Below are 21,367 nucleotides of genomic sequence, written 5' to 3' on the forward strand. Positions count from 1 at the left end.
CCGCGATGGAGCGGACAGCGCTGCCACGCTCCTTCGTCAGGAACGTTCGCACACGCGGCTTCAGCCTGATTGAAGTGCTGGTGGTGGTGGTGATCCTCGGCGTTGTGGTGGGCGCCGTGGCGCTGTCGGTCGGCGGTGGCGCCTCGCGTGAGCTCGAAGCCCAGGCCACGCGCCTGCAGGCCCTGCTGCGCCTGGGCTGCGAGCAGTCCGAACTGACCGGCCGCGACCTCGGCATGTTCCTCAGCCGTCGCCGCATCGAATTCGCCTGGCGCGGCCCCGACCGCTGGTACCCGCTCACCGATGCCCCGCGCGAACCCTTGCGCTCGCGCGAGCTCGATGCCGGCATCGAGTGGACGCTTGAGCGCGATGGCGAGCGGCTGGGCCTGCTCGACCATGCGCCCGCGGATCCGCAGCTGCTGTGTCTTTCCAGCGGCGAGCTGAGCCCCTTCCGCATCGAGCTTTCGCGCACCGACGTGCCGGAGCGCTGGCGGCTTGAAGGCCGCCCGGACGGGCAGGTGCTGCGGGAGCGCTGGGATGGGTGAGAAGCCGGGTTTGGGGATTGGGGATTGGGGATTCGGAGAAGCGGCGCTCCGATCCTTGCGGCTGCGTGCCCTTGGTCTTCCCGGCTGCGCATGGACTGCGCCCAGGGTCGCAAGCGCTGGAAGCCATGCCGTCGGGGTGGCGCATGCGTCGACCTGCGATGCCGAGCCTGCAAATCCCAAATCCTTGCCCCCGCGCGCAGCGCTCGAGCGCTCACAGGCGCGCGGACCGGTGGTCCGCAGGCGCGCCTCTTCGCTCCCGAATCCCAGCGCGCGCAGACGCGCGCGAGGCTTCACCCTGCTCGAGGTGCTGATCGCCCTCTTGATCCTGTCGCTGGTGCTGGTCGCCTTGATCCGCGCGGCCGGGCTGCAGGCGCAGGCGCTCACTCACCATCGCGACAGCACTCTGGCGCAGTGGGTGGCGGCGAATGTGGCGGCCGAGCTGCGCGCTCAGGGCGCGCCGCCGGTGGGCCGCCAGCAGGGCGAGATGCGGATGGGCCCGCAGCGCTGGCGCTGGCAGGCCGAAACCAGCGACACCGATGTCGAGCGCGTCCGGCGCATGGAGATCAGCGTGTTCGCCGCGGAGAGCGAGAGCCTCGCAGGGGGCGACGCCGATCCGGTCGCACGTCTGACCGCGTTCGCGACGCCATGATCCTCGACGGCACTCCGGAACCCAGCTCGGAGGCGAGTTCGGCCAGCACCGCGCCGAATTCGTCAGGCCAGGTCATCGCGCTGTCTCGCGTCCGCAGGTCTCGCCTGGCCTGCTGGCCGAGTCCCGATTCCTTGCATTCGGGCGCAGCGCTCAGGCCGCTTTCTGCGCGCGGGCCGGTGGTCCGCATGCGCGCCTGTTCACTCCCCGATCGCGGCGCGCGCAGGCGCGCGCGACAGCACGGCTTCACCCTGCTCGAAGTCGTGGTCGCGGTCGCCCTGTTCGCGGTCGTCGCGGCACTCGCCTACGGTGGTCTCGACAGCGTGCTGCGCGCGCGCGGGCAGCTTGAGGCCCAGGCCACTCAGCTGGCGCGCCTGCAGTTCGCGGTGGGGCAGATCGAGCGCGACCTGCGTGCAGCCGCCGCGCGGCCCGTGCGCGACGGCTTCGGCCAGCGCCAGCTGGCCCTGATCGGCAGCAGCACCGGCATTGAGCTGAGCCGCTATGGCTATGCCAATGCGCTGGATGCCAGCCGCGCGGAGATCGAGCGCGCGGCCTACCGGCGCGTGGAGGATCGGCTGCAGCGACTGCGCTGGCCGGTGCTGGACCGCGCGCCCGGCACGCTGCCGGAGCAGATCGAACTGCTGGAGGGTGTCAGTGACTTCCGGCTGCGCTACTTCGCGCGCAGCGGCCGCGAGTACGACCGCTGGCCGGCGCCGGGCAGCAACGAGCTGCTGCCGGTGCGCGTCGAGGTGGAGATCGAGCTCGCGGGCTTCGGCCGCATCCAGCGTCTGCTGGAGCTGCCCGATGCGGAGGCGCGGCTGTGAGCCTGCGCGCGCGCCTCGGCGCCTCGCCTCCGCAGCGCCAGCGCGGCGTGGCCCTGATTGTCGCCGTGCTGGTGCTGGCGATCGCAGCGGTGATCGTGGTGGGCCTGCTGGATGCCGGCGAGATCGCCCAGGCCCGCACCCGCAACAGCCTGCGCGCCGAGCAGACCTGGCAGCTGCAGCGCGGCCTGGAGGCCTGGGCGGCGCAGGCCCTGCGCGAGGACCAGCGTGCCGAGCCGAACGTCGACGCTTTTGACGACCTGTGGGCGCAGCCGCTGCCGCCCTTGGACATCCCCGGCGGTCGCATCGTCGGGCGTCTGCGCGAGCAGGGCGGCTGCTTCAACATCAACAGCCTGCTGCGCGGCGACGAGCCTGACGAACCCGCGCGCAAGCGCTTCGAGCGTCTGCTGCGCGCACTCAACTTGAACCCCTTGGTCGCAGCGCAGGCGCTGGACTACATCGACGCCGATATCGACACCCAGGGAGGCGGTGCCGAGGACGGCGCCCACCTCGCGCAGACGCCCTCGCGCCGTGCGGCCAACCGGCCGCTGCTGCACGTCTCGGAGCTGCGCCTGCTGCCGGCGCTCGACGGCGAGGGCTACCGCCGCCTGCGCCCGCAGGTGTGTGCCTTGCCACAGGGCGTGCCAATCAACCTCAACACCGCCTCGGTCGAGCTGTGGATGAGCCTGGACGACGCGATCACCCGCCGGCAGGCGGAGATCCTGTCGCGCGAAGGGCGCGCGCGCTACCGCGACCTCGGCGAAGTCAATCGCGAGCTGGAGCGTCTGGGCCTGCCGCCGCAGCCCGAGGACGCTGCGCTCGGCGTCTACACCAGCCACTTCGTGCTGGAGGCCGACATCCTGTTCGACGAGCTGCCCTTCCGCTACAGCAGCCACCTGTACCGCGATCGCGAGACGGTCAGCGTGCTGGCGCGGACGCGCGGCGCGCTGTAGGCCGAGGGGAGCTGACCTGACGCGCTGAAGCTCTGGCAAAGGCCGCCGGCTAGCCCTGCGGCCGATCCCCGGTGCTTGCGGCGGCGTGTTGACTGGAAGGTGCGGCGCCAGCGATGGGCCGATGCCGTCCGCCCGGCTGCGCACTCGCAGAAATTGAGGACGAGGCGAGCGCTCCTCGTGCGACGCAGGTCCCGCCCTGAACGGACCGAGCCCGGTGACCGCAGAGCGGCCACCGGGCTCGGGGCGCGACGCCTGTGTGTGGCGACCGTCAGTCGTGGATCCAGGCGCTGCCGAAGCTGTAGCTCGATGCGCTGATCCCGGCGGGCTGCAGGCTGTTCGGGCCGCGCAGCTGGATCCAGGGGATCAGGCTGCCGAAGGACGGGGCATCCAGGCTCACCTCCGCAGACGCGCTGGACACGACAAGGCGGGTGCTGTTGCCGACGCGGTCCACGCTCAGGCGGAGCGCACCGGCTTCGCCCTTCGGCAGCGCCTGCGAGCGTGCCTCTTCCTTGCGCACCACATCCGCGCCCTCGAAGACGTAGCGCCGCAGAACGAGGCTCGCAGTGCCCTGGGCATCGCGTTCGAGCACGACCAGCATCCACTGCCGGCTGTCCTCCACCGCTCGCAGCTGCACGTCGCCCGCCGGCTGGGTGGCGACGATCCGGGCGAGGACCGTGGAGCGCTCAAGCGGTTCGCCGCTGAAGCCGAGGTTCAGGCGCAGACCGCCGGCGTCGAACAGGCCGAAGCGGGTCTGCTTGAGGCCCACGGTGTTCCACTCGGTCGCCGGCAGGCCGTTGGTCGACTTGCCCGACACCAGCGCCGACTTCTCGTCGCAGAGGCTGCCCGAGGCGCTGCCGCCGGTGGGCAGCGGATCTTCGAAGATCTCGCACAGGCCGAGCGGCGTGGCCAGGGCCTGGCCGGAGAGGATCAGGCTGAGCAGGGCGGCGCGGGCGATACGGATCATCGGGGCATCCTCGTTGGGTGGATGCTTCCGGGAACGGAGAGTCCGCAAAAACCGTATCAGCGGACTTTCGTGTGGGGCTTACGGCGGTGCCTGCAGACGCTGCAGCAGGCGCGGGTCCACGGGGTCGACTGCCTTGGCCTGCGCATGCAGGTCTGCGCGTTCGTCAGCGGTCAGGGGCTCCATGCTGCGCAGCCACAGCGTGGCCAGAGTGCGCAGGCTCGACGAGGCGTCTTCGTCGCCCTGCAGCGCTGCGCGCAGTGCCTCCGCTTCTCGCCTCGAAGTGCCGCCTTCGGAAGCGTCTCGAAGACGCGCGAGCAGGCCCAGCAATCGCAGATTGCTGTTGGCGGGGAAGCTGAGCAGCACCGCTTCGGCATGTTCACTCAGGCGGCGACTGCGCTCACCCTGCGAGGTGCCGATGAGCAGTCGATTGGTGAGCAGACGCTGGCGCGTGGAGTCGGCGACGTCGGGCCAAGCCAACATTTCGTCGAGCAGCTCTGCCGCCTCTTCAAGCTTGTTGTTCGTGGCGAGCGCCATGACCTGGGAATTGGCGTAGGGCACAAGGCGGGCATTGCCATCGCCCAGCATCTCGCGAGCCTCGCGCAGCATGGTGGCGCCGGTGGCTTGCGCCGCCTCCGCGCGCGCGGTCGACAGGTAGAGATGCAGCAGCGCCTGGGCGATGGCGAGACGTTCGATGCCGGTCTGTTCCGTACCGCCGCGCGCGGTCAGCAGGAGTCGTTCGGCCTCCTCGTGCCGATTCAGGGCGATCAGTGCGCGGGCGCGCAGACGCACCCAGGCTGGAGGTACCGGGTTGCGCTCCGTGAGCGCCACGACCTGACCCGGGTCGGTGGCGATGAGCAGCTGCGCCAGGTGGCCGACGTACTGCACCTGCTGGGCCTCGGAGGCGCCAGGCATGATCAGAGCGAGCGCATCAATGGTTGCACGCACGGCGGCGGTGTCGTTCTCGATCGACTGCAGGCGCGCGGTCTGCAGCAGCAGCTCCCGGCGCACGTCAAGCGGCCAGTCCGCGCGCTGCGAAAGCGCGTCGATCATCTGCCGCGCCGCCTCGCGCTCACCCAGTCCAATCGCCGCCTCGATCAAGGCCAGCGAAACGCGGGGGTCGCTGAAGCCGCCGCTGGCAAGCTGCCGCTCCCAGGCTTGGCGCACGATCTTGCGCAGGTCCGGGCCCTGGCCCGCGAAGGGGTCGGCGGCGCGGAACATGTCCAGCAGAAACCGATTGACCCGTTCGGAGTTGTCGCGTTCCTCGATCGCAACCGCATGCGCGCGCGCCAGCTCGGCGTCGCGCAGCAGCAGCTGAACCAGCAGGCCGACGATCAACAGCAGAGCAACCGCGACTGCGCTGAGCGGCAGCGCGTGGCGGGCGATGAACTTGCGCATGCGGTAGGCACGGCCTTGACCTACCGCGCGTACCGGGCGCCCTTCGAGGAAGGCTTCGATGTCGAGGGCGAAATCGAGTGTCGATCGATAGCGCTCGTCGCCGCGCTTGCGCAGCGCATGCAGGACGATGCGATCGAGATCGCCGCGCAGGCGTCGCGCGAGCTGGCCAGCGTGGAGCAGGCCACATTGACGTGCCATGGCATCGCTGCTGCGCAGGCTGGGCAGCGCCGGTGACTCGTCGCGCACCTGGCGTTCGATCTCGGCCGGGCTCAGGCGGTCGAAACGGTAGGGGGAGACGCCGCAGAGCAGTTCGTACAGCAGCAGGCCCAGCTGATAGACATCGGTGGCGACGTTGCAGGGCTCACCGCTGAAATGCTCCGGTGCCGCGGATGACAGCGAAAAGTAGCGGTCGGCGGTTGCCGTCGCCTTCAGATTGGGCTGCAGCGCCTTGGCAATGCCGAAGTCGAGCAGGCGCGGCTGTCCGTTGGGATCGACGAAGACATTGCTGGGCTTCAGGTCACGGTGCACGACCAGATTGCCGTGTGCGTGCCCGACGGCCCCCAGAACCGCCAGGAACAGCTGCAGACGTGCCTCGATCGACAAGCGCTCGCGCGCGCAATAGTCGGTGATTGGCGCGCCTTCGACGTATTCCATGGCCAGCCAGGGCAGGCCCTCGGGCAGCATGCCCGCGTCGATCAGCCGCGCGACATGCGGATGATTCAGGCTGGCCAGGATCCGCTGCTCTTCGATGAAGTGGCGTCGCGCGGCATCGTCCACGCCGATTCGCAGCAGCTTCAGCGCGACCCGCTGCCGCCCCGAGCCGGCGGCGCGCTCGGCCAGCCACACTTCGCCCATGCCGCCGTGGCCGAGCGCGCGCAGCAGGCGAAAGCCGCCGACGTCGCCGAGCGCGCCGATCTCCCCGGCGATCCTGCCCAACACGGGCGGCACGGCAAGCTCGGCCTCCTCGACGATGCCGGCATCGGCATCGAGCAGACGCTGCAGTTGTGCTGCGCGCTCGGGATGGGTCTCCGCCAGCGAAGCCAACAGGGCTGCGCGCTCGCCCGGGGTCAGCTCGATGCAGCGCTCGAACAGCGCGCTCAGAGGCTCGGTGGCGGCTGCAGCGGTCACCGCTTCAGTTCAGCACGGGGTTGCAGCGCTCGGCGAGGTAGGCGCGTGCAAAGCGCCAAAGACGGTTGGCGGTGGGCACCGACACACCCAGCTGGACGGCGGCTTGCTCGATGCTCATTCCCAAGAAGTAGCGCAGTTCGACCAGGCGCGCATGTTTGGGCTCGTCGCGTTCGAGGTCCTGCAGCGCGGCATCCAGCGCCAGCCAGTCGATCTGCGAGTTGCGATCGAGCTGGCCGGGCAGCTGATGCAGCTCTTCGATATCCACCCGCTCGAACTCGCCGCCACGCTTCTGTGCCTGGTTCTCGCGGATGCGGTCGATGATCAGGTTGCGCACCACGCGCGCGGCGAGGCCGGTGAACTGATCGCGGCTCTCGACCTCGATGGCGTTCGCCTGGCGCAGCTTGATGAAGGCTTCGTTCGCGAGTTCGGTGGCCTGCAGGGTCAGCGGGCCCGACTGGTTGAGCTGGCGCTGCGCGACTCTGCGCAGCACCGGATACACATGCGCCATCAGCTCGGCTTCGACGCTGCGGTCGCCCGCAGTCCAGCGCGACAGAGACTCGGTGATAGAAACGTTCATGGCGATCTTCTGTCTCCCCCCAGAGCGGCTAGGGAGAATATCGACCGGCCCGTGAAAGACGCAAGGCGCGTGCGCGCACGCGCCGCGCATCCTCTAGCCGCGCACCTCGCGCAACGCCTCGATCGGATCCAGGCCGGCGCCGCGCGCGGCCGGCACGATGGCCGATGACACCGCGATCATCAGTGCGCCAACGCAGACCAGCAGGGCCAGAGCGGGCGGCATGCTGAGGGCGGGAAGGAAGGGCAGCGCCTGGCTCAGCAGGCCGCTCAGCAGCAGCGCTGCGGCGCCCCCCGCAGCGATGCCGGTACCGGACACCAAGGCTGTCTCGGCGAGGATCTGCTGCAGCAGGGCGCCGCGGCTTGCGCCCAGCGCCTTGTGCACGCCGATCTCGCGGATGCGCTCGGCAATCGCCGACAGCGTCAGGGCCGAAACGCCAAAGCCTGCAACACAAAAGAGGATGAGTCCGAACGCCAGCAGCAGCAGACGAATCGCATGGCTGACGCCATCGAGGCTGTCGCGCAGGGCGGCGGCGGAGTCGATTCGCAGACGCTGCGGATCCACCAGGGTCGGGCCGTGTCGCGCGACCAATGCGTCGCGAAGCTGATCGAGGCGCTGTCCGATCGACTGGCTCTCGCTGAGTCCCAGCAGCAGCATCAGCGCGGGATCGCTGCGTCGATGCTCCAGCGCCAACGTCAGTGGCAACCACACCAGGGTGTCCTGCGGCATGCCGAACAGTTCGCCGCGGGCCTCGGCAACGCCAACCACCTGGCACCAGTGGCCGGCCACGTGAAAATGACGGCCCAGAACCTCGATAGCCGGGTCGCCGCCGGCGAGATCGGCGCCGACCACGCACACCTGCCGGCGCTGGTGCTCGTCGCTCCAGTCGAGTGGGCGGCCGGCGGCGAGCTTGAGTCCGGTGATGGCAGCGAAGTCGGGCTCGGCCGCCAGGGCCCTCGCCTCCACGGACTCGCCGCGGGCGTCGCTGGCATCGCTTGCATCGAGTGCCAGCGCCGCGGCGCTGTGCGCCACGCCGGGCAGATCGGCCAGGACTCGCGAGTCTTGCGGTCCCAGCTGCTCGGCGCCGCTCTGCCGCTGTCCCGGCGGCAGCGCCAGACGCACGCTCACCGAGCGCGCGCCAAGCGCATCGAACTGCTGTTCGGTGTGGCGACGCAGGCTTGCGGCCAGCGTGATCAGGACGAGCAGACTGGCGACTGCCAGCGCCCAGGCGGCGGCGATCGCCGCAGCCCGTGCTGCCCGCCCGCGCAGCGAATAGCGCACCGCCCACAGCAGCGCCCCGGCGTTCACGCGGCCTCCGCCAAATGCGGCCGGATCTGTCTTTGGTCCTGCTCGATGCGACCGCGCTCGATACGCAGCCGGCGCGGCGCGCTCGCTGCGATCGCAGGATCGTGGGTGACCAGCACCAGTGTGCTGCCGTTGACATGCAGCTCGCGCAGCACGCTCATGACTTCGGCAGAGGCCTCGGGGTCGAGGCTGCCGGTGGGTTCGTCCGCCAGGATCAGCTCGGGCGAACAGACCAGCGCACGGGCGATCGCCACGCGCTGGCGCTGCCCGCCCGAGAGGCTGTCGGGGCGGTGCTGCAGACGCTCGCCGAGGCCCAGACGTTCGAGCAGCCGGCGGGCGCGCTGCAGGCGCTCCCGCTGCGGCAGCGCCTGGTAGAGCAGGGGCAGGGCGACGTTCTCCAGCGCGCTGAGCTGCGGCAGCAGCTGAAACCCCTGGAAGACGAAGCCGATCCGACGATTGCGCACCTCCGCCCGCGACCGCTCGTCGAGCCCGCCGACGCAGCGACCGCCGAGCAGGTAGCGCCCCGCACTGAGCGGCGCAAGGCAGCCCAGCAGATTGAGCAAGGTCGATTTGCCGCCGCCGCTCGGGCCGGTGACGGCAACGAACTCGCCGGCTTCAATCCGCAGGTCGGTCGGTGCGAGGGCCTCGACCGAAGGCTCGGCGCCCGCCAGCGAATAGCGCTTGCAGGCCTGCTCCAGCTGGATCAAAGGCTGGTCGCTCATGGTCGTACTCCTGTCAGCCCGGCGACCGCCGGGCTCGTTGGCAGCGCAGGTTCTTCGGCCTGCAGGCGCATGCCGTCTTCGAGTTTTCTCAGGAGCGCCGGCGGCCCGGCCACGAAGACCGCATCCAGCAGCGCGGGCTCGCGCACTTCAATGTAGTCGGCGTCGCTCTGCCCGAGCGTCAGTGCGCGTCGCCGCGCGCGACCGTCCTCGACGATCCAGGCATGGCCCAGGGCCGGATCTTCGCTGCTGGTCTGCACGGCGCTGAGCGGCAGGCTGAGCGCTGGCGCGCTGTCTTCGTGCCAGCTGCCGCGCAGGCTCATGCCGGGACGCAGCTCTTGCACGGGCCGGCTCAAGGCCACTCGCACGGGATAGCGCACGCCGCTGCGGCTGTTGCTGCCCATCATCATGGTCTGCAGGGGTTCGGCGCCCAGCTCGCGCACCCGACCCGGCAGATCCACGTCGAGCAGCGCGGGCAGCTGCAGATCGATGGCGTCACCCGGCTCAAGCCGCGCGATCTCCGCCTCGGGTACCTCCAGCTCGGCCTCCAGCGTGCTCATGTCCGCCAGGCGCACGAGATCGCCCTGCTCGTAGCCGCCGACCGGCGCCACGAACTCGCCCGGCTTGATGCTGACTTTCAGCACGCGGCCGTCGATGGGCGCGTAGCCCCGCGTCTGGGCCAGCGCGGCGTCGAGCTTGCCGATCGATTGCCGCAGCTGCTCCGACCGCGCCTGCGCGAGCTGAACCTCGGCATCCGCTTCCTTAGCCTGCACTTCCAGCCGGGTCAGGTCGGCGGCGCCCAGCCAGCCCTGCGCGGCGAGCCGTTGGCCGCGCTGCAGATGTGCCTGCGCCTGTGCCTGCTGGGCGCGAGCACGCTGCAACAGGGCGGCGCTGCCGTGCAGCTCCGAGCGCGTCGCCGCGAGGTCGGCCTGCACCTGGCTGTCGTCCAGCTCGAACAGCAGCTCGCCGCGGCGGACATCGTCTCCTTCGCGCACATGGACAGCCAGGACCCGACCGAACGCACCCGCGCCAAGGCCCGCGGTCTCGCGCGCAACCAGGCGCCCTTCGAACTCGCGGCCGGGCGTCAGCACGCGCGACTGCACCTGCACGGTCTGCGCGCGTTCGACGCGCTCGCTGCTGAACCAGGGCCGCAGCGCGGGAAGGCAGATCAGGCCGACCAGGGCGATGCCGATCAGAGTGGTGCGCTTGGCGTTCATGACAGGCTCGCCAATCCGATGAGGGCGGCGGTCGGCAACAGCGCCAACGCGATCGCGCCAGGCCAGGCAAGGCCCAACCATTGGCGCAGACCGCAGCTGCACACGGCCAGCTTCAGCAGCAGCGGCGCAGAGAACAAGCCTGCGATTGCGGCCACGTTGTCAGGAAGGCTGTCGATACCGAGCAGCGCCAGCAGTGACAGCGCGTTGAAGACATCCTCGAAACGCTGCTGATCGCCGCCGACGATCACCATCATCAGGCCGGCGAGCATGCCGAGCACACCGGGCAGGCCGCACCAGGCTGCGAAGGCAAACCAGTGCCCGAAGCTGCGCAGATCGTCGCGAAGCCGCGCGATCAGGAAGAACATCAGTGCTTCCAGTCCGATCATCAGCGGAAAGCTGAGCAGCAGGCTGACGATGGACGCGGTGATGAGGCTGCGACGATTGATCCAGTCGAAAGCTTCAGCGGGCGCTCCCGGATAGCGCTCGGCCATGTCCGAGCGCAGCCACTCGATATCGACCTGCAGGTAGTACAGCGCCGACAGCAGCACGGCGGAACCCAGCAGAATCAGCAGCGGAGCCAGCGGCCGCGGGCGTCGATCCAGCGCCTGCCAGGCGGCGGCGTTGTCGATCGCAAAGCGACTCAGCTGCTGCGGCAACGTGAGGGTGATCTGTGCGCTCATGGGCTTACCACTCCTCGGGCCGTGGCGCCGGTTCGGGGCGCAGGAGCTTGAACAGCACGACCGCGGTGCCGAGCAGGAACGCCGCGCTCATCAGGAGCAGGCCGGGTGGCAGATCGAGCAGGCTCTCGCCGCGATCGAGCGCCGGCTTGAGCAGGCCGACGTAGAAGCCGGCGGCGGTACCGACGAACGAGCAGAGGGCGCCCAGGATCACCCCGAGACGGGCTTGCGGATTGAGCTTCATGCAACACCTCCAAAACTGTGGGGCCAGAATTGACGGGCCAGGGCGAGGCTGGCGCCGGTGAGTGCGAGCAGCGCCAGCAGCGACACCGCGAGGTTCAGCAGCTGGCGATCCAGTGCATCGGATGAAACGTGCTGCAGTCGCTGCAGCTGTCCACCATCGGTGTCTCCCTGCGGCTGCGCATTGCTGGCGAACATCAGGGCAGCGCTGAGGGTGAATCCCAGCGCTACATCGCCCCAGGGCCCGGGCGCTAGCAGCAGCACCGCCAGCGCCGCCAACAGCAGCCCCGTCGCGTCGGCGGCCGGCCCCGCCATCAGCACACGACGTTGCACGCCTGGGCTCAGGCCTGGCTGTGCGGGCGCCCGATAGCGGGGCTTCAGGCGTCCGCCGGCGGTCCACTCCAGGCGCCCTTGAAGGCCATGCCAGCGCCCCACCGCCCAGTGCGCGATCTCGTGCATCAGCACCAGGGGCGGCAGAGCCGCCGCCGCCGCCAACAGCAGCCAAGGTGACGCCTGCGCGCTACCGGCGACTGCGGCGAGCGCCGTGCAGCCGAGCAAGGCAAGCGTCAGCAGCGGCTTCATGACGGCGTCGCCTCGAGCGCGCGGATCTCGGCGCCGTAAGTGCTCGGCTGGGCCAGGCCGAACGCGAAGCCGAACAGCACGTGCTTCGACAGCGACTCGTGCGGCAGGCTTGCAGCCAACTCGCGCTCGCTGATCGCGCCGCAGGGGCAGCCGCTCAAGCCGTGGGCGGAGAGCGACAGCCACAGTGCGCCCATCCACTCGCCCGCAGCCCGGACCCGACGGTGATAGTCGGCTAGCGGCTCTGCGGAATGTTCGCCCGGGCCGGGGCCGAGGACGAAGATCCGCTGTCCGGCCTGGTCAAGGGTGTGCTGCGAGTAGTAGAGGCCCTGGTCGGGCAGGCTGTCTTCGCGCGGTGCGTCGAGGAGCTGCCAGTCCGCAGCCTGCGCGCTGCGCAGCCAGCGCCGCAGATGACCGCCTTCGCGCTGGACCAGCAGAAGCTGCAGCGAGGGATCGACATCGTGCGGCCGCGTGGCGTCGATCAGCTGCTGGGCGCGTGCCGCCGGCAGAGCGTCGGGCAGGTAGTGACGCACCGCCCAGCGCGCGCGAACTCGCGCCTGCAGGGTCTCGATGGCCTGCGGATCCGGCGCGTCTGCCGGCTCGATGCGCTGGCACCAGCTCAGCTCGTAGTAGTGGCGCCGCCGCTCCAGCAAAGGCATCAGCAGCGGAGGTGCGTCAGCAGGCTGGCCGACGAGGCCGTGCGCACTCTGCGCTTGCCGCCAGTAGGCCAAGGCCACGCCGCCGTCGAGCCAGACCAGCTTGCGACCGAAGAAGCCGTATTTGCGGCTGGTGCGCTCGTGGTTGCCCAGGCACACGAGATGTACCTCGGTCGGCGCATCCGCCAAGCCCGGGCCTGCCGCCACGACTTCGAAGTCGCCGCGCTCGGGAATGAAGCGCAGCAGCAGGCTGCGCGTGGCGTCGCGGATCGAGATCAACTGTTCCGGTGAGCCCAGGTTGCCGCCGCTCGGGCAGTTGCGCACCACCCGATCCTGCTCGTGGCGCACTCCGAACACCTGCTGCATCGCTGCCTGCAGGCGCTCAGCGAACGCCTCTGGCAACAGCTCCGACAGCCGCTGCGGAGGCAGCGCAGGCTGCACGGTTTCAAGGCTGGCCGCGAGATTGGAGGCCTGGTAGTGGACCTCGTGAGGCTTGCTGCCTACCAGTGCCTTTGACGGTACGGCGACGAGTGCGGCCTGCTCGGCCCAGTCGCGCAGGGCGTCCTCTGCCAATCGCTGGGACGTGCTGATCGCCGCCACGCGCTCCACCTGCAGGCGACCTGCACGCAGCGCGAAACGCAGCAGGCTCTGGGTGAAGGCCGGAGCCGCAGCACGCGCAGCCAGCAGCTGCATCTGATGAACCACTGCGGACAACAGCAGCGGCTCAGGTGTGCCCGCGCTGCTGCCGAAGCTGGCGATCACGTCCTGCAGCGCCAAGCCTCTTCGCATCAGGAAGGGGCCGATCGACACCGCGTCGCCGCCCAGCAGCACCGGAATCAGCTTGCCGCCTCTCGCAAGCAGCGCTTCTATATCCGGCAGCGGATCGCTGACCGTGAGCGGCAGAAAAGCGAAGTCATCGCCCGAGAGATCGGCATCGCTGACTTCGACGCGGCCGCCACCGTCGCGGATCGCGCCCTCCAGCAGCGGATGGCTGCGCAGCAACCGGAGCGGCTGACGGTAGGCGCGAATCGCGGTGTCGCGGTCGCCGTGCAGCCGGGTCTGGTCCAGGCTGCGTGCCAGGAAGCTCTCGACCGCTGCCGGTTCGCTTCCAATGGCCGGCGTCTCGGCACGCGCAGCGTTCTCCAGCAGTCCCGCGCGGAACAGATTGCGGAGGTAGTAGATGCTGCCGGGACAGTGGCCGAACGCTTCGATCGGCGTGCGGCCGTTGATCTCGTTGAGCAGGCTGCGCAGCGGTTTGCCAGCGTACTGTGCCGGGAAGATCGATCCGTAGAGACCGCCGAAAGCGGCCATTTTGTCGGCGTCGAGCTGATGCCAGCGGATCTCGGGCAGGACGCGGGGATAGGCGGGGACGGCGGCGTCGATCTCGGGGTCGCCGGTCAATGCGAAGGCCATGGCAGGTCTCCCAGCAGGTGGCGGGTGAAACGTTCGGGGCCGGCGTGGCTGCGTCCGCTCACGCGTCGGCAGCGGCAGCCGTGCACGGCCATCAGCGGGGCGCCCTGGTGCTGAGCCCCGAACTGGTCGATCACGGTGGCGCCGGCCTGCGGCGACTCCAGCGACTTCAGCACCAGCTCGGCGACCAGTCGCGCCGTGCTTGGCAGAAAGCCCTCGTACTCGAACTGTGGATCGCGCTCACTGTTGGCGATCACCGACTCGCAGAACTCGACGCTGTAGGGCGGCGGCGGTGCGCTGACGAAGCGGCGCCGAAAGCAGCTGGCGCAGGCGCTGGCGTCCTCCAGCAAGGGCGTGATCACCGCGTAGCGCTCGAACAGAAAAGCGCCGATGACTCGGCTGTGGCGCGCCTGCAGCTGCTCCAGCAGATGCAGGTCGGGGGCGGCGCTCAAGTGCAGCGCGAGCTCCGGGCCATGGCCTTCGATGCGTCCCTGCAGCAGGGCCGCAACGGCTTCGCCGAAGCGTCCACGCGCGCTGATCGCAGGGCCGTGCAAGACGGGAGAAAGGACGGCGGACATGTCGACCTCAGGCGAAGGGTTGGGGGGCGGGGTTCAACCAGGAAGACTGCGGGCCGCGAAGCCCAAGCCAGCGGGAGAACTCCGCCAGCCGTCGCGCCCCGAGGAAGCGCGAGACATGCATGAAACTCATCGGCATCAGGCCCGGAATGAAGGCGCGTACCGACACCAGCTCGCAGTCGCGCAGTTCATCGGGTGTGAGTTCGGCGAGGTAGGCGTCCTTGCCGTGCGCGCCCAGCAGGGCGTGCAGGTGCGCGAAGCCAGCTTCCGGGGTGTCGGGGGCAGTGCCATCGAGCTCGAACAGGGCGTGGGCGTCGATGTCGCCGCCGCGATCGAGAAAGCCGAACGCAGGCGCGCGGGCGGGGTGCATCATGTGCACGGCGCCGTCCAGCAGGCTCTGGAACTCGTTCAACTCTTCAGGCGGGCGATGGCTGGTCATCTCCAGCGCTGCGCCGATCATCACCATCTCGCTGACCGCCTTGTCGACGGCCCGGGCGTAGCGGAAGTCCGCTGCGCAGCCGACGACGTTGACCACGCGCGGATGCCGCGGGCGATGGCGGCGGGCGTAGACCACCGGCACGCCGAGGTCAGTCGTGCCGCGGTACAGCACGATGTCGCCGGCTGAGAGCACCTCAGCCACGGCGGGTGAGAGTGCGTCGAGCGCAAGGGTATCCAGATGGATCCGCGGCAGCGGTCGGCAGGTCAGCCAATTCAGGGCCAGCGCATCTCGCTCGATCACCTCCAGCAGGCCAGACACGGCGGCTCGCGTGCGGTCAACGTGTACCGCCACCCCTGTAGAGATCGGATTCCAGAAGCGCTCGCTGCTCCAGGCCCGCGGATAGAGATGGGTGACGACGGTGGGTATCAGGCGGATCGCCTGGTCCGACAGACGCACCGATTGCACCCAGCGAATCGCCTCGGCGGGTTCGAAGTTGTGCAGCATCTGGCCGGGTGCCGCCAGTTCTTCCGCCGACAGCCTGGGCAGGGCCCGCCAGTCGAAAGCGCTCTCGCCCAGATCGTCGGCGCTGGCGATCAGATACTCGCCTTCGTCGAGCACGGCGCTGCTGTAGCGCTCGGCGGCTTCTGCGATCGCCTTGAGGTCGGCGAGAGCAGGCTCGGGTTCTGAAGCCGCGCCGTACAGCCCGAAGTTCCAACTCTCGCGTCCCGACCAGTCGCGAACGTAAGGAAACAGGCGGCCCAAGTTGGAGGTCCGGCACTGGACCACATGAAAGGCGCGGTCCAGAAAGCTGTTCAGATGCACGGGCTCGGTTCGGCCGATGGTGCCGAGGAAGCCCTGCGAAAGCGCGTGCACGCTCATGCGGCGATCTCCTTGTGCGAAGCGCGGGCGAGGTGATCTGCCAGCAGCAGCAGATAAGCCGACTCGCGTTCGGTGAAGCCAAGCCGGTTGAGCGCCTTGGCGAGGAAGTCGAGAGGCTGCGCTTCGCCCCAAACGGCAAGCATCGCGCTGGACTCCGGCTGGTCTTGCGGGGCGCCAAGGCCTGCGGCCCGTCGGCGCAGTAGTTCGAGTTCACGGCTGCTGAAGCGGCTTTGCAGAAGCGCATCGAGCGCCGCGTCTGCAGGTGCTGCAGCCAGAACCCGCGTGCATAGGGCAAGCGCCAGCTGCTTGGTATCGACTGCACGCTCCAGGGCATCCAGCGCCAGTCCACTGAGCGCGCAGGGCTCAGGTTTCAGTAGGCATTCCATGTGCACGACCAGCCCGTTGCCCGTGCGGATGCCGCTGGATGTACCTTCCGAGATCAACGGAACCGTGTCCCAGGGTAGGTTGAACATGGCTTCGTCCAGCAGCTGTTCGGTGCAGCCATAGAGCCGGTTGCGCGTGGCCAGGAGTGTGTCTGGCGCCTGCAGGTCCACCACCAGAACCGGACCGCCGTTGCGCCACACGAAGTGATGGTCGATGACTTCGCAGGCTTCGCGGCGTGCAGCTGCCCGCAGACGGTGAGCCAAGCGCAGAAGCGGGGTGTGCCGAATGCCGGCGGTCACGCTGAGACGGTAGGCGATGACCGTCGATTCGGGGCTTGCTGCAGCCGCGTGGTCAACGAAATCGACATCGGGGAGTTCGATGCGCATGGGCTTACTCCTTGGCGGTGTACTTGAAGGAGGTGATCGCGATGAGGAACATCACCGCGGAGAAGATCAGCAGGAAGCCCACCGACACCCAGGGGTCGATCCGGAACTCGGTGTTCAGGATCAGTCCCTTGAACAGGTCGACGCTGTAGCTGGTCGGCATGACACGAGCGATCGCTTCGGTCAGCGGGAACTTGCTGGCCGGGAAGAACAGGTCGCCGAAGAACACGATCACCAGATTGACGACGGTGAACACATGGACGCCCGAGGAGTAGCTGGGCAGGACGCAGGCGATCGCCAAACCGAAGGAAACGAAGGCCGCTGCCACAGGGATCGAAACCGCCAAGGTCAGCAGCCAGCGTTCGAGGCTGAGGCCGGTGTCCAGAAGCGCAACAGCGCAAAGCAGGAACACCAGGGTGATGCCAATCGCCAGCAGCAGTTTGGTCAGGAACTCGGCCGCGAAATACGTCCAGAACGGCAAGGGCAGCATGCGGTACAGCCGAAGCGTGCTGGCGGAGCGTTCCTGCAGAACCTTGGCTCCGGTGGTGAACAAACCGAGATTGAGCAGGCTCATGATGATGATGGCCGGCAGGAAGAACAGCGGACTGGTCTCGCCGTCCACCCAGACCGTCTGCACCTTGAGCTGTGGCTGCAGCGCCATGATCTGTTGGGTGAGCACGGCGACCAGCGGTCGATCCATGCGGTAGGCCGAGATCTGCAGCGTCTCGCCATCGGTTCGGCTGATCCCGATGCGCGCCTTCTCCTGCTTCACCTCCAATGCGGCGTCCTCGACGCCGTGGCGCAGCGAAAACGCTTCTTCATCGAGCTTGAGCTCGCTGGCGAGCAGCGGCACCGTGGTGTCGAAGACGATGCCGACCCGGGTGGCAGGTGCGCTCAGGTAGTAGGCGTACGAGTAGAGCAGCAGGAACACCACCGGAATCGCCAGCGTCATCACCAGCGAAATCACGTTGCGGCGGAAGTAGGTCACCGACATGCCGCTGAACTGCTTGACCGCCCGCAAATCAGAGGGAGGGCTGGACATGTCAATTGACCGAGGCGATGTTGTCGACATAAAGGGCCTCCAGTGAGCGTGCGCCGAGCATCACTTCGGCGTTGAATCCCACGGCGCGCTCGGCTTCGAAAATCTCTTCGAGAATCCGCGGCAGCAGGGTCTTGTGGACGCGGAATTCCCGGCGTCCGGCATCGGGTTCGCCGAGCGGCGTGATCTCGGCCACGCTGGTCCAGCTCGCGTAGAAGCTCGCGGGAGCGCGCAGCGAGAGGAAGGTCAGATCGCTGCCTCGACCCAGCAGTTCGTCGCGCTCGGCACTGCCGCGGATCTGGCCGCGATCGATGAAGTAGACGCGGTCGCAGAGCTCCATCGCTTCGGTCATGTCGTGCGTGGCGATCAGGCCGCCCGTGCCTTCGCGCTCTTTCTTGCGCTTCACGCAGTCCCAGATCGCGCGCTTGGAGCGGATGTCGAGCGCCGCGGTGGGCTCGTCCATCACCAGGGTCGAGCGGCGACCGTAGAGCGCAACGAAGGCGGACAGACGCTGCTGCTGCCCCACCGAGAGGTCGCCGATGGTCTGGTGTGTGAGTGCATCAAGGCCCAGTGCCTCCAGCAGAGCGGCTGCGTCATCCGCCGCCTCGAGGCTGCTGCGCACCAGGCTCACCAGCTGACCGACCCGAACGTGGCTGGGCAGGGCGGAGCGCTGGAAGATGAAGCCGACTTCGCGCTTGTGGCTGGCACTGAAGCGGCGCGGATCGCTGCCGCAGACGGCGACGCGTCCCGACTGCGGAATGTTCACGCCCTCCAGCATTTCGAGCAGCGTGGTCTTGCCGGCGCCGTTGGGGCCGAGCAGGCCGACCATCTCCCCCGGCCTGCAGATGAGGCTGACCTTGTCGAGGGCGAGCTTCTCGCCATACGCAAGGCTGACTTCCTGTACGTGGATCAATGGAACTTGCATGGCGAGTCTCCAGGCCGGTCGGCAGGGAGGACCTGCGCGTGGCCAGCGCGCAGGTCCGGCCCGGTCAGGTTTACTTCTGCTGCTGGGCGGTGGCCGAGCCGTAGGTGCCGAGCGAACCGAGCGTGCCGGCGGTGCCGCTGGCCGAGCCGAAGGTGCCGGCGCAGCCGGCGGTGCCCAGACAGCCCGACGCGTTGGCGGTCACGCCTTCGGCGGTGATCTGGTTCTCAACGCTGCTGTCGCCCAGCACGACGTCCAGGGAAGCGTTCGGAGCGTTTTCGATGTTCTGCATGACGGTGTCCTCGTGAGTTCTCGTGGTTTGGATTGCGCCAGTCACTGGATGCAGTGCCCTGACGAAATCGAGAACGGAGGCTCCGCGAAAACCGTATCAGCGCGATTTCGAGACGCCGGCCGCGGGCGCGTCTTCGGCGAGTCCGCGCGACGGCGTGTTGGGGGCGTACGGGCGCACGCACCGGGTTCTGTCGCCGATGCGGGCGTGGCGTTTGCGCCGCGCGGACAAGGCAGGGCGCGCGCCTAGAGCGGGGGCGCGATGCACGAGCGCTAGTCGCGAGAGCTCGCAGGCTGTAGAAAAACAGCTTGCGAGCGCGGCCAGGGATGGCCGGGACGACGAAGCAAGCGCGTCAGCGATGGATGTGTCGTGAGTCGGTACGGACCTGCGCCGGACCGCCGACTTGAAAAGCTCCCCGGAAGGGAGCTTTTCGACAAGCTGCTCGCCTCGCGTGTGTCGGAGGTGCGCTGGGTCTATCGCCGCTGCGCGCGCAGCGCCGCCGCTGCGCACCAGCGCTCGGCGACGGCTGGCGAGGTGACACAGACCGCGCGCTCGGAGGCCACGCGCACGGCGCGCTCCAGCAGCTGGATGTCGGCTTCATGCTGGCGGGCGACGTGCGGGTCTTCGAAGAACACCACGCGCTGGCAGCGGTCGGCCAGCACCAGCTCGGCGATCTGCGCGTCCCCGCCCAGCGGGCCGCTCTGGTAACGGTCGACGAAGTCACGTTCGCGCGGCCAACCTTTCGACCAGGCGAGTTCGTTCAAGCGATTCCCGGTGGTGCCGGTGGCGATGCGGCGAGCGAAGCGCGCCAGCAGGTCGAAGTGGCGATCGGCGAACTCCACCATGGTCTGCTTGCGCGAGTCATGGGCGATCAGGGCAACGGTCTGCTGCTCGAACGCGAACAGCGGATCGGCGTCTTCAGTGCTGCCGAGGCCCGCCAGCACGCGCTCGACTTCGATCCACTCGACCGCGCCCGCGAGCGTCGAGACGAAGGGCTTGTCGTGAGTCACGCACTGGCGCTTCAGCGCCTGCGCCTCGGGATAGATCGACGACGGGTCGACCGGGTCCATCAGGTAGATGGCGCCGTCCAGCGCGGGCGCGATCTCGGTGCCGCCGGCGATGCCCGAGACCAGCTTCATCAGGCCGCCCTCGCGCCCCATCGGGTAGCGCACCAGCCCCGGGTGATCGGCCAGCGCGCGCCGCGACTCGATCACGTCGAAGGTGCGGCCGACCGCATGCAGGCCGAGTTCAAGCGCGCGCAGGCTGGGGCCCGAGCGCCGCAGCCAGCGGAACAGCAGGGCATCCGGGCCTTCGTGGTGGCGGCGGTTGGCGGCGAGGCCGAAGCGGAGAGGCATGGTGATCTCGAAGCGGCAGTGGCAGACCGCCCCACGTTAGCGGATGCAGGCCGCACGGGCGCGGGCCTGCATCCGTATTCAGCACCACGCTTCTAGCGTCGACCGACCAGGCCGAAGCCAATGGGGCCGTTGTCGCCGACCAGGATCAGGCGCTCAATGCCGTCACCGCGCTGCACCCAGGCGCGGCCGGTGAAGGGCGCTTGCGAGGGGTGTTCGCTGTCGCGCAGTTCGAAGCCGAGGAAGTAGTGCGACTCCGCAAGGGGAACCAGATCGCCGGTGAGACGGCAGGGGCCAGGCTCGGCTCCGCGAAGAATGCGCAGGCAAAGACGGCCTTCATCAGTGAGTTGCAGCCTGGCGTGATGGTCGATGAACTGCCCACCCATCCGCACTTCCCAGACGCCGCCAACGCGCTGCGTGGACACAGGGGATACAAACTCCTGCGGGCTCGGCGTCAGCGAAAGCTGGAAGCTGCGCCCGTTTTGCGTGCGCAGCCGGAAGGCGCCGCCGCCGGTGCTGAACGTGCCCTCCAGCTCGGTAGGGACCAGCCCGTTCGGATGGCCGCCCGTCCAGTTGCTCCCGTGTCGCGATAACTGAAGCGCCGAGTCGTCGGAGTATGTCGCGCGGGTCACCCAACCGACGTGCCCGACGAAACTGGGGCCCGGCACCGAGTCCTCGGTGCCGCCGAGCGCTGTCAGCACCCGCAGCTCACCGTGCTCGTCCACGCTGGCGAAGGCAGCTGCAGGACTGCTGCCGGGGAACTGGAGCTCAACGCCCGACAGGAGAGTAGGCGTGGACGCTGGGTCGGGCAGATCGCAGCCGAGCCCGCTGACTCGCGTGAGCCTGCGGATTGGGGTGCTGCCGCTGCCCATGCCCGCCCAGGTGCTCCGCCATCGCAGAAGCGCGTGCTCGCAGCTGATCAGCTCGATGCTCACCGTGCCCCAGGTGCCTCGCCTGAGGTCGCGCGGCTGGAAGCTGCCGAAGCGCATGCCGCGATTCACGTAGGCCGTGGCCTCGATGCGGCGCCCTTCGATGCGGCCGTCAAGATACAAATGCAGTGGCTCGCCCTGCAGGTCATAGACGAACCAGAAGGCCAGCGCGCGCTGCTCATCGAGGATCTGGATCGACAGGCCGTGGCCGCTCTGCTCAGGGTTGTACCAGGCTCCGCTGATGCCGGGTGGCAGCTGGGCAAATGCCGGCGTGAACAACAGCAGGGCGAGCAGCGGAAGCCGGGAGAAAAATGTCTTCATGGGACTCGTTCCTTTGCAGAGAGGTCGCG

Annotated in this window: 22 protein-coding genes; 4 read left to right on the forward strand and 18 right to left on the reverse strand. The window is 68.8% G+C overall.

Going from position 1 to position 21,367, the window contains the following annotated elements; translation table 11 throughout:
• Nucleotides 1-5: 5 nt before the first annotated feature.
• From gspH to gspK, 4 genes are all read left to right on the forward strand, one after another.
• A complete protein-coding gene (gene gspH / locus H4O13_03315; protein ID MBE5314410.1) occupies nucleotides 6-542 on the forward strand; it encodes a type II secretion system minor pseudopilin GspH in 537 nt (178 codons plus the stop codon).
• Between the two features lie 319 nt (nucleotides 543-861).
• Nucleotides 862-1,191 (forward strand): type II secretion system minor pseudopilin GspI, encoded by a 330-nt coding sequence (gene gspI, locus H4O13_03320; protein MBE5314411.1) that lies wholly within the window; start codon nucleotides 862-864, stop codon nucleotides 1,189-1,191.
• 185 nt (nucleotides 1,192-1,376) lie between these two features.
• Nucleotides 1,377-2,012, forward strand: a complete 636-nt coding sequence (gene gspJ / locus H4O13_03325; GenBank protein MBE5314412.1) for a type II secretion system minor pseudopilin GspJ — start codon at nucleotides 1,377-1,379, stop codon at nucleotides 2,010-2,012.
• Entirely contained in the window at nucleotides 2,009-2,962 is a 954-nt protein-coding gene (gspK, locus tag H4O13_03330) for a type II secretion system minor pseudopilin GspK (protein ID MBE5314413.1), read from the forward strand. Before gspJ ends, gspK begins: the two co-directional genes overlap by 4 nt.
• A 268-nt stretch (nucleotides 2,963-3,230) precedes the next feature.
• On the opposite strand, the gene H4O13_03335 is transcribed toward gspK, so the two are convergent.
• The 18 genes from H4O13_03335 to H4O13_03420 all read right to left on the reverse strand — a co-directional run bounded on the left by H4O13_03335 (nucleotide 3,231) and on the right by H4O13_03420 (nucleotide 21,338).
• Nucleotides 3,231-3,926 (reverse strand): hypothetical protein, encoded by a 696-nt coding sequence (locus tag H4O13_03335; protein ID MBE5314414.1) that lies wholly within the window; start codon nucleotides 3,924-3,926, stop codon nucleotides 3,231-3,233.
• A gap of 78 nt (nucleotides 3,927-4,004) precedes the next feature.
• On the reverse strand, nucleotides 4,005-6,449 hold the full coding sequence (locus tag H4O13_03340) for a serine/threonine protein kinase (GenBank protein MBE5314415.1): 2,445 nt from the start codon (nucleotides 6,447-6,449) through the stop codon (nucleotides 4,005-4,007).
• A gap of 4 nt (nucleotides 6,450-6,453) precedes the next feature.
• A complete protein-coding gene (locus H4O13_03345) occupies nucleotides 6,454-7,026 on the reverse strand; it encodes a sigma-70 family RNA polymerase sigma factor (protein ID MBE5314416.1) in 573 nt (190 codons plus the stop codon).
• Between the two features lie 93 nt (nucleotides 7,027-7,119).
• On the reverse strand, nucleotides 7,120-8,331 hold the full coding sequence (locus H4O13_03350; GenBank protein ID MBE5314417.1) for an ABC transporter permease: 1,212 nt from the start codon (nucleotides 8,329-8,331) through the stop codon (nucleotides 7,120-7,122).
• A complete protein-coding gene (locus H4O13_03355; protein ID MBE5314418.1) occupies nucleotides 8,328-9,050 on the reverse strand; it encodes an ABC transporter ATP-binding protein in 723 nt (240 codons plus the stop codon). Before H4O13_03355 ends, H4O13_03350 begins: the two co-directional genes overlap by 4 nt.
• A complete protein-coding gene (locus H4O13_03360; GenBank protein MBE5314419.1) occupies nucleotides 9,047-10,264 on the reverse strand; it encodes an efflux RND transporter periplasmic adaptor subunit in 1,218 nt (405 codons plus the stop codon). Before H4O13_03360 ends, H4O13_03355 begins: the two co-directional genes overlap by 4 nt.
• Nucleotides 10,261-10,944, reverse strand: coding sequence for a YIP1 family protein (locus tag H4O13_03365; protein ID MBE5314420.1), 684 nt, complete (start codon nucleotides 10,942-10,944; stop codon nucleotides 10,261-10,263). The genes H4O13_03360 and H4O13_03365 overlap by 4 nt, the downstream gene beginning before the upstream one ends.
• A gap of 4 nt (nucleotides 10,945-10,948) precedes the next feature.
• Nucleotides 10,949-11,185, reverse strand: coding sequence for a hypothetical protein (locus H4O13_03370; protein ID MBE5314421.1), 237 nt, complete (start codon nucleotides 11,183-11,185; stop codon nucleotides 10,949-10,951).
• The gene (locus H4O13_03375; GenBank protein MBE5314422.1) at nucleotides 11,182-11,763 is read right to left on the reverse strand and encodes a hypothetical protein; all 582 of its coding nucleotides are present in this window, start codon (nucleotides 11,761-11,763) and stop codon (nucleotides 11,182-11,184) included. The genes H4O13_03370 and H4O13_03375 overlap by 4 nt, the downstream gene beginning before the upstream one ends.
• The gene (locus H4O13_03380; protein MBE5314423.1) at nucleotides 11,760-13,829 is read right to left on the reverse strand and encodes a nitroreductase family protein; all 2,070 of its coding nucleotides are present in this window, start codon (nucleotides 13,827-13,829) and stop codon (nucleotides 11,760-11,762) included. Before H4O13_03380 ends, H4O13_03375 begins: the two co-directional genes overlap by 4 nt.
• The gene (locus tag H4O13_03385; GenBank protein MBE5314424.1) at nucleotides 13,814-14,404 is read right to left on the reverse strand and encodes a hypothetical protein; all 591 of its coding nucleotides are present in this window, start codon (nucleotides 14,402-14,404) and stop codon (nucleotides 13,814-13,816) included. The genes H4O13_03380 and H4O13_03385 overlap by 16 nt, the downstream gene beginning before the upstream one ends.
• Before the next feature lie 7 nt (nucleotides 14,405-14,411).
• Nucleotides 14,412-15,719, reverse strand: coding sequence for a YcaO-like family protein (locus H4O13_03390; protein MBE5314425.1), 1,308 nt, complete (start codon nucleotides 15,717-15,719; stop codon nucleotides 14,412-14,414).
• The gene (locus H4O13_03395) at nucleotides 15,716-16,489 is read right to left on the reverse strand and encodes a hypothetical protein (GenBank protein ID MBE5314426.1); all 774 of its coding nucleotides are present in this window, start codon (nucleotides 16,487-16,489) and stop codon (nucleotides 15,716-15,718) included. Before H4O13_03395 ends, H4O13_03390 begins: the two co-directional genes overlap by 4 nt.
• Nucleotides 16,490-16,493: 4 nt before the next feature.
• A complete protein-coding gene (locus H4O13_03400; protein ID MBE5314427.1) occupies nucleotides 16,494-17,528 on the reverse strand; it encodes an ABC transporter permease in 1,035 nt (344 codons plus the stop codon).
• Between the two features lies 1 nt (nucleotide 17,529).
• The gene (locus H4O13_03405; GenBank protein MBE5314428.1) at nucleotides 17,530-18,450 is read right to left on the reverse strand and encodes an ABC transporter ATP-binding protein; all 921 of its coding nucleotides are present in this window, start codon (nucleotides 18,448-18,450) and stop codon (nucleotides 17,530-17,532) included.
• A 70-nt stretch (nucleotides 18,451-18,520) separates the two neighbouring features.
• Nucleotides 18,521-18,739: a hypothetical protein gene (locus tag H4O13_03410; GenBank protein ID MBE5314429.1), complete on the reverse strand. Its 219-nt coding sequence runs from the start codon at nucleotides 18,737-18,739 to the stop codon at nucleotides 18,521-18,523.
• A gap of 470 nt (nucleotides 18,740-19,209) precedes the next feature.
• The gene (locus H4O13_03415) at nucleotides 19,210-20,091 is read right to left on the reverse strand and encodes a methylglyoxal synthase (protein MBE5314430.1); all 882 of its coding nucleotides are present in this window, start codon (nucleotides 20,089-20,091) and stop codon (nucleotides 19,210-19,212) included.
• A 92-nt stretch (nucleotides 20,092-20,183) separates the two neighbouring features.
• Nucleotides 20,184-21,338, reverse strand: a complete 1,155-nt coding sequence (locus H4O13_03420; protein ID MBE5314431.1) for a hypothetical protein — start codon at nucleotides 21,336-21,338, stop codon at nucleotides 20,184-20,186.
• Between the last annotated feature and the right edge of the window lie 29 nt (nucleotides 21,339-21,367).

This window comes from Lysobacterales bacterium (assembly GCA_014946745.1).
In the GTDB taxonomy this organism is placed as follows: domain Bacteria; phylum Pseudomonadota; class Gammaproteobacteria; order Xanthomonadales; family Xanthomonadaceae; genus Aquimonas.

Excerpts from the sequence above, each read along its gene's own strand:
- gspH (MBE5314410.1), top strand. The coding sequence starts at position 6 with ATGGAGCGGACAGCGCTGCCACGCTCCTTCGTCAGGAACGTTCGCACA.
- gspJ (MBE5314412.1), top strand. The coding sequence starts at position 1,377 with ATGCGCGCCTGTTCACTCCCCGATCGCGGCGCGCGCAGGCGCGCGCGA.
- H4O13_03335 (MBE5314414.1), bottom strand. The coding sequence starts at position 3,926 with ATGATCCGTATCGCCCGCGCCGCCCTGCTCAGCCTGATCCTCTCCGGC.
- H4O13_03345 (MBE5314416.1), bottom strand. The coding sequence starts at position 7,026 with ATGAACGTTTCTATCACCGAGTCTCTGTCGCGCTGGACTGCGGGCGAC.
- H4O13_03355 (MBE5314418.1), bottom strand. The coding sequence starts at position 9,050 with ATGAGCGACCAGCCTTTGATCCAGCTGGAGCAGGCCTGCAAGCGCTAT.
- H4O13_03360 (MBE5314419.1), bottom strand. The coding sequence starts at position 10,264 with ATGAACGCCAAGCGCACCACTCTGATCGGCATCGCCCTGGTCGGCCTG.
- H4O13_03365 (MBE5314420.1), bottom strand. The coding sequence starts at position 10,944 with ATGAGCGCACAGATCACCCTCACGTTGCCGCAGCAGCTGAGTCGCTTT.
- H4O13_03370 (MBE5314421.1), bottom strand. The coding sequence starts at position 11,185 with ATGAAGCTCAATCCGCAAGCCCGTCTCGGGGTGATCCTGGGCGCCCTC.
- H4O13_03375 (MBE5314422.1), bottom strand. The coding sequence starts at position 11,763 with ATGAAGCCGCTGCTGACGCTTGCCTTGCTCGGCTGCACGGCGCTCGCC.
- H4O13_03380 (MBE5314423.1), bottom strand. The coding sequence starts at position 13,829 with ATGGCCTTCGCATTGACCGGCGACCCCGAGATCGACGCCGCCGTCCCC.
- H4O13_03385 (MBE5314424.1), bottom strand. The coding sequence starts at position 14,404 with ATGTCCGCCGTCCTTTCTCCCGTCTTGCACGGCCCTGCGATCAGCGCG.
- H4O13_03390 (MBE5314425.1), bottom strand. The coding sequence starts at position 15,719 with ATGAGCGTGCACGCGCTTTCGCAGGGCTTCCTCGGCACCATCGGCCGA.
- H4O13_03395 (MBE5314426.1), bottom strand. The coding sequence starts at position 16,489 with ATGCGCATCGAACTCCCCGATGTCGATTTCGTTGACCACGCGGCTGCA.
- H4O13_03400 (MBE5314427.1), bottom strand. The coding sequence starts at position 17,528 with ATGTCCAGCCCTCCCTCTGATTTGCGGGCGGTCAAGCAGTTCAGCGGC.
- H4O13_03405 (MBE5314428.1), bottom strand. The coding sequence starts at position 18,450 with ATGCAAGTTCCATTGATCCACGTACAGGAAGTCAGCCTTGCGTATGGC.
- H4O13_03410 (MBE5314429.1), bottom strand. The coding sequence starts at position 18,739 with ATGCAGAACATCGAAAACGCTCCGAACGCTTCCCTGGACGTCGTGCTG.
- H4O13_03415 (MBE5314430.1), bottom strand. The coding sequence starts at position 20,091 with ATGCCTCTCCGCTTCGGCCTCGCCGCCAACCGCCGCCACCACGAAGGC.
- H4O13_03420 (MBE5314431.1), bottom strand. The coding sequence starts at position 21,338 with ATGAAGACATTTTTCTCCCGGCTTCCGCTGCTCGCCCTGCTGTTGTTC.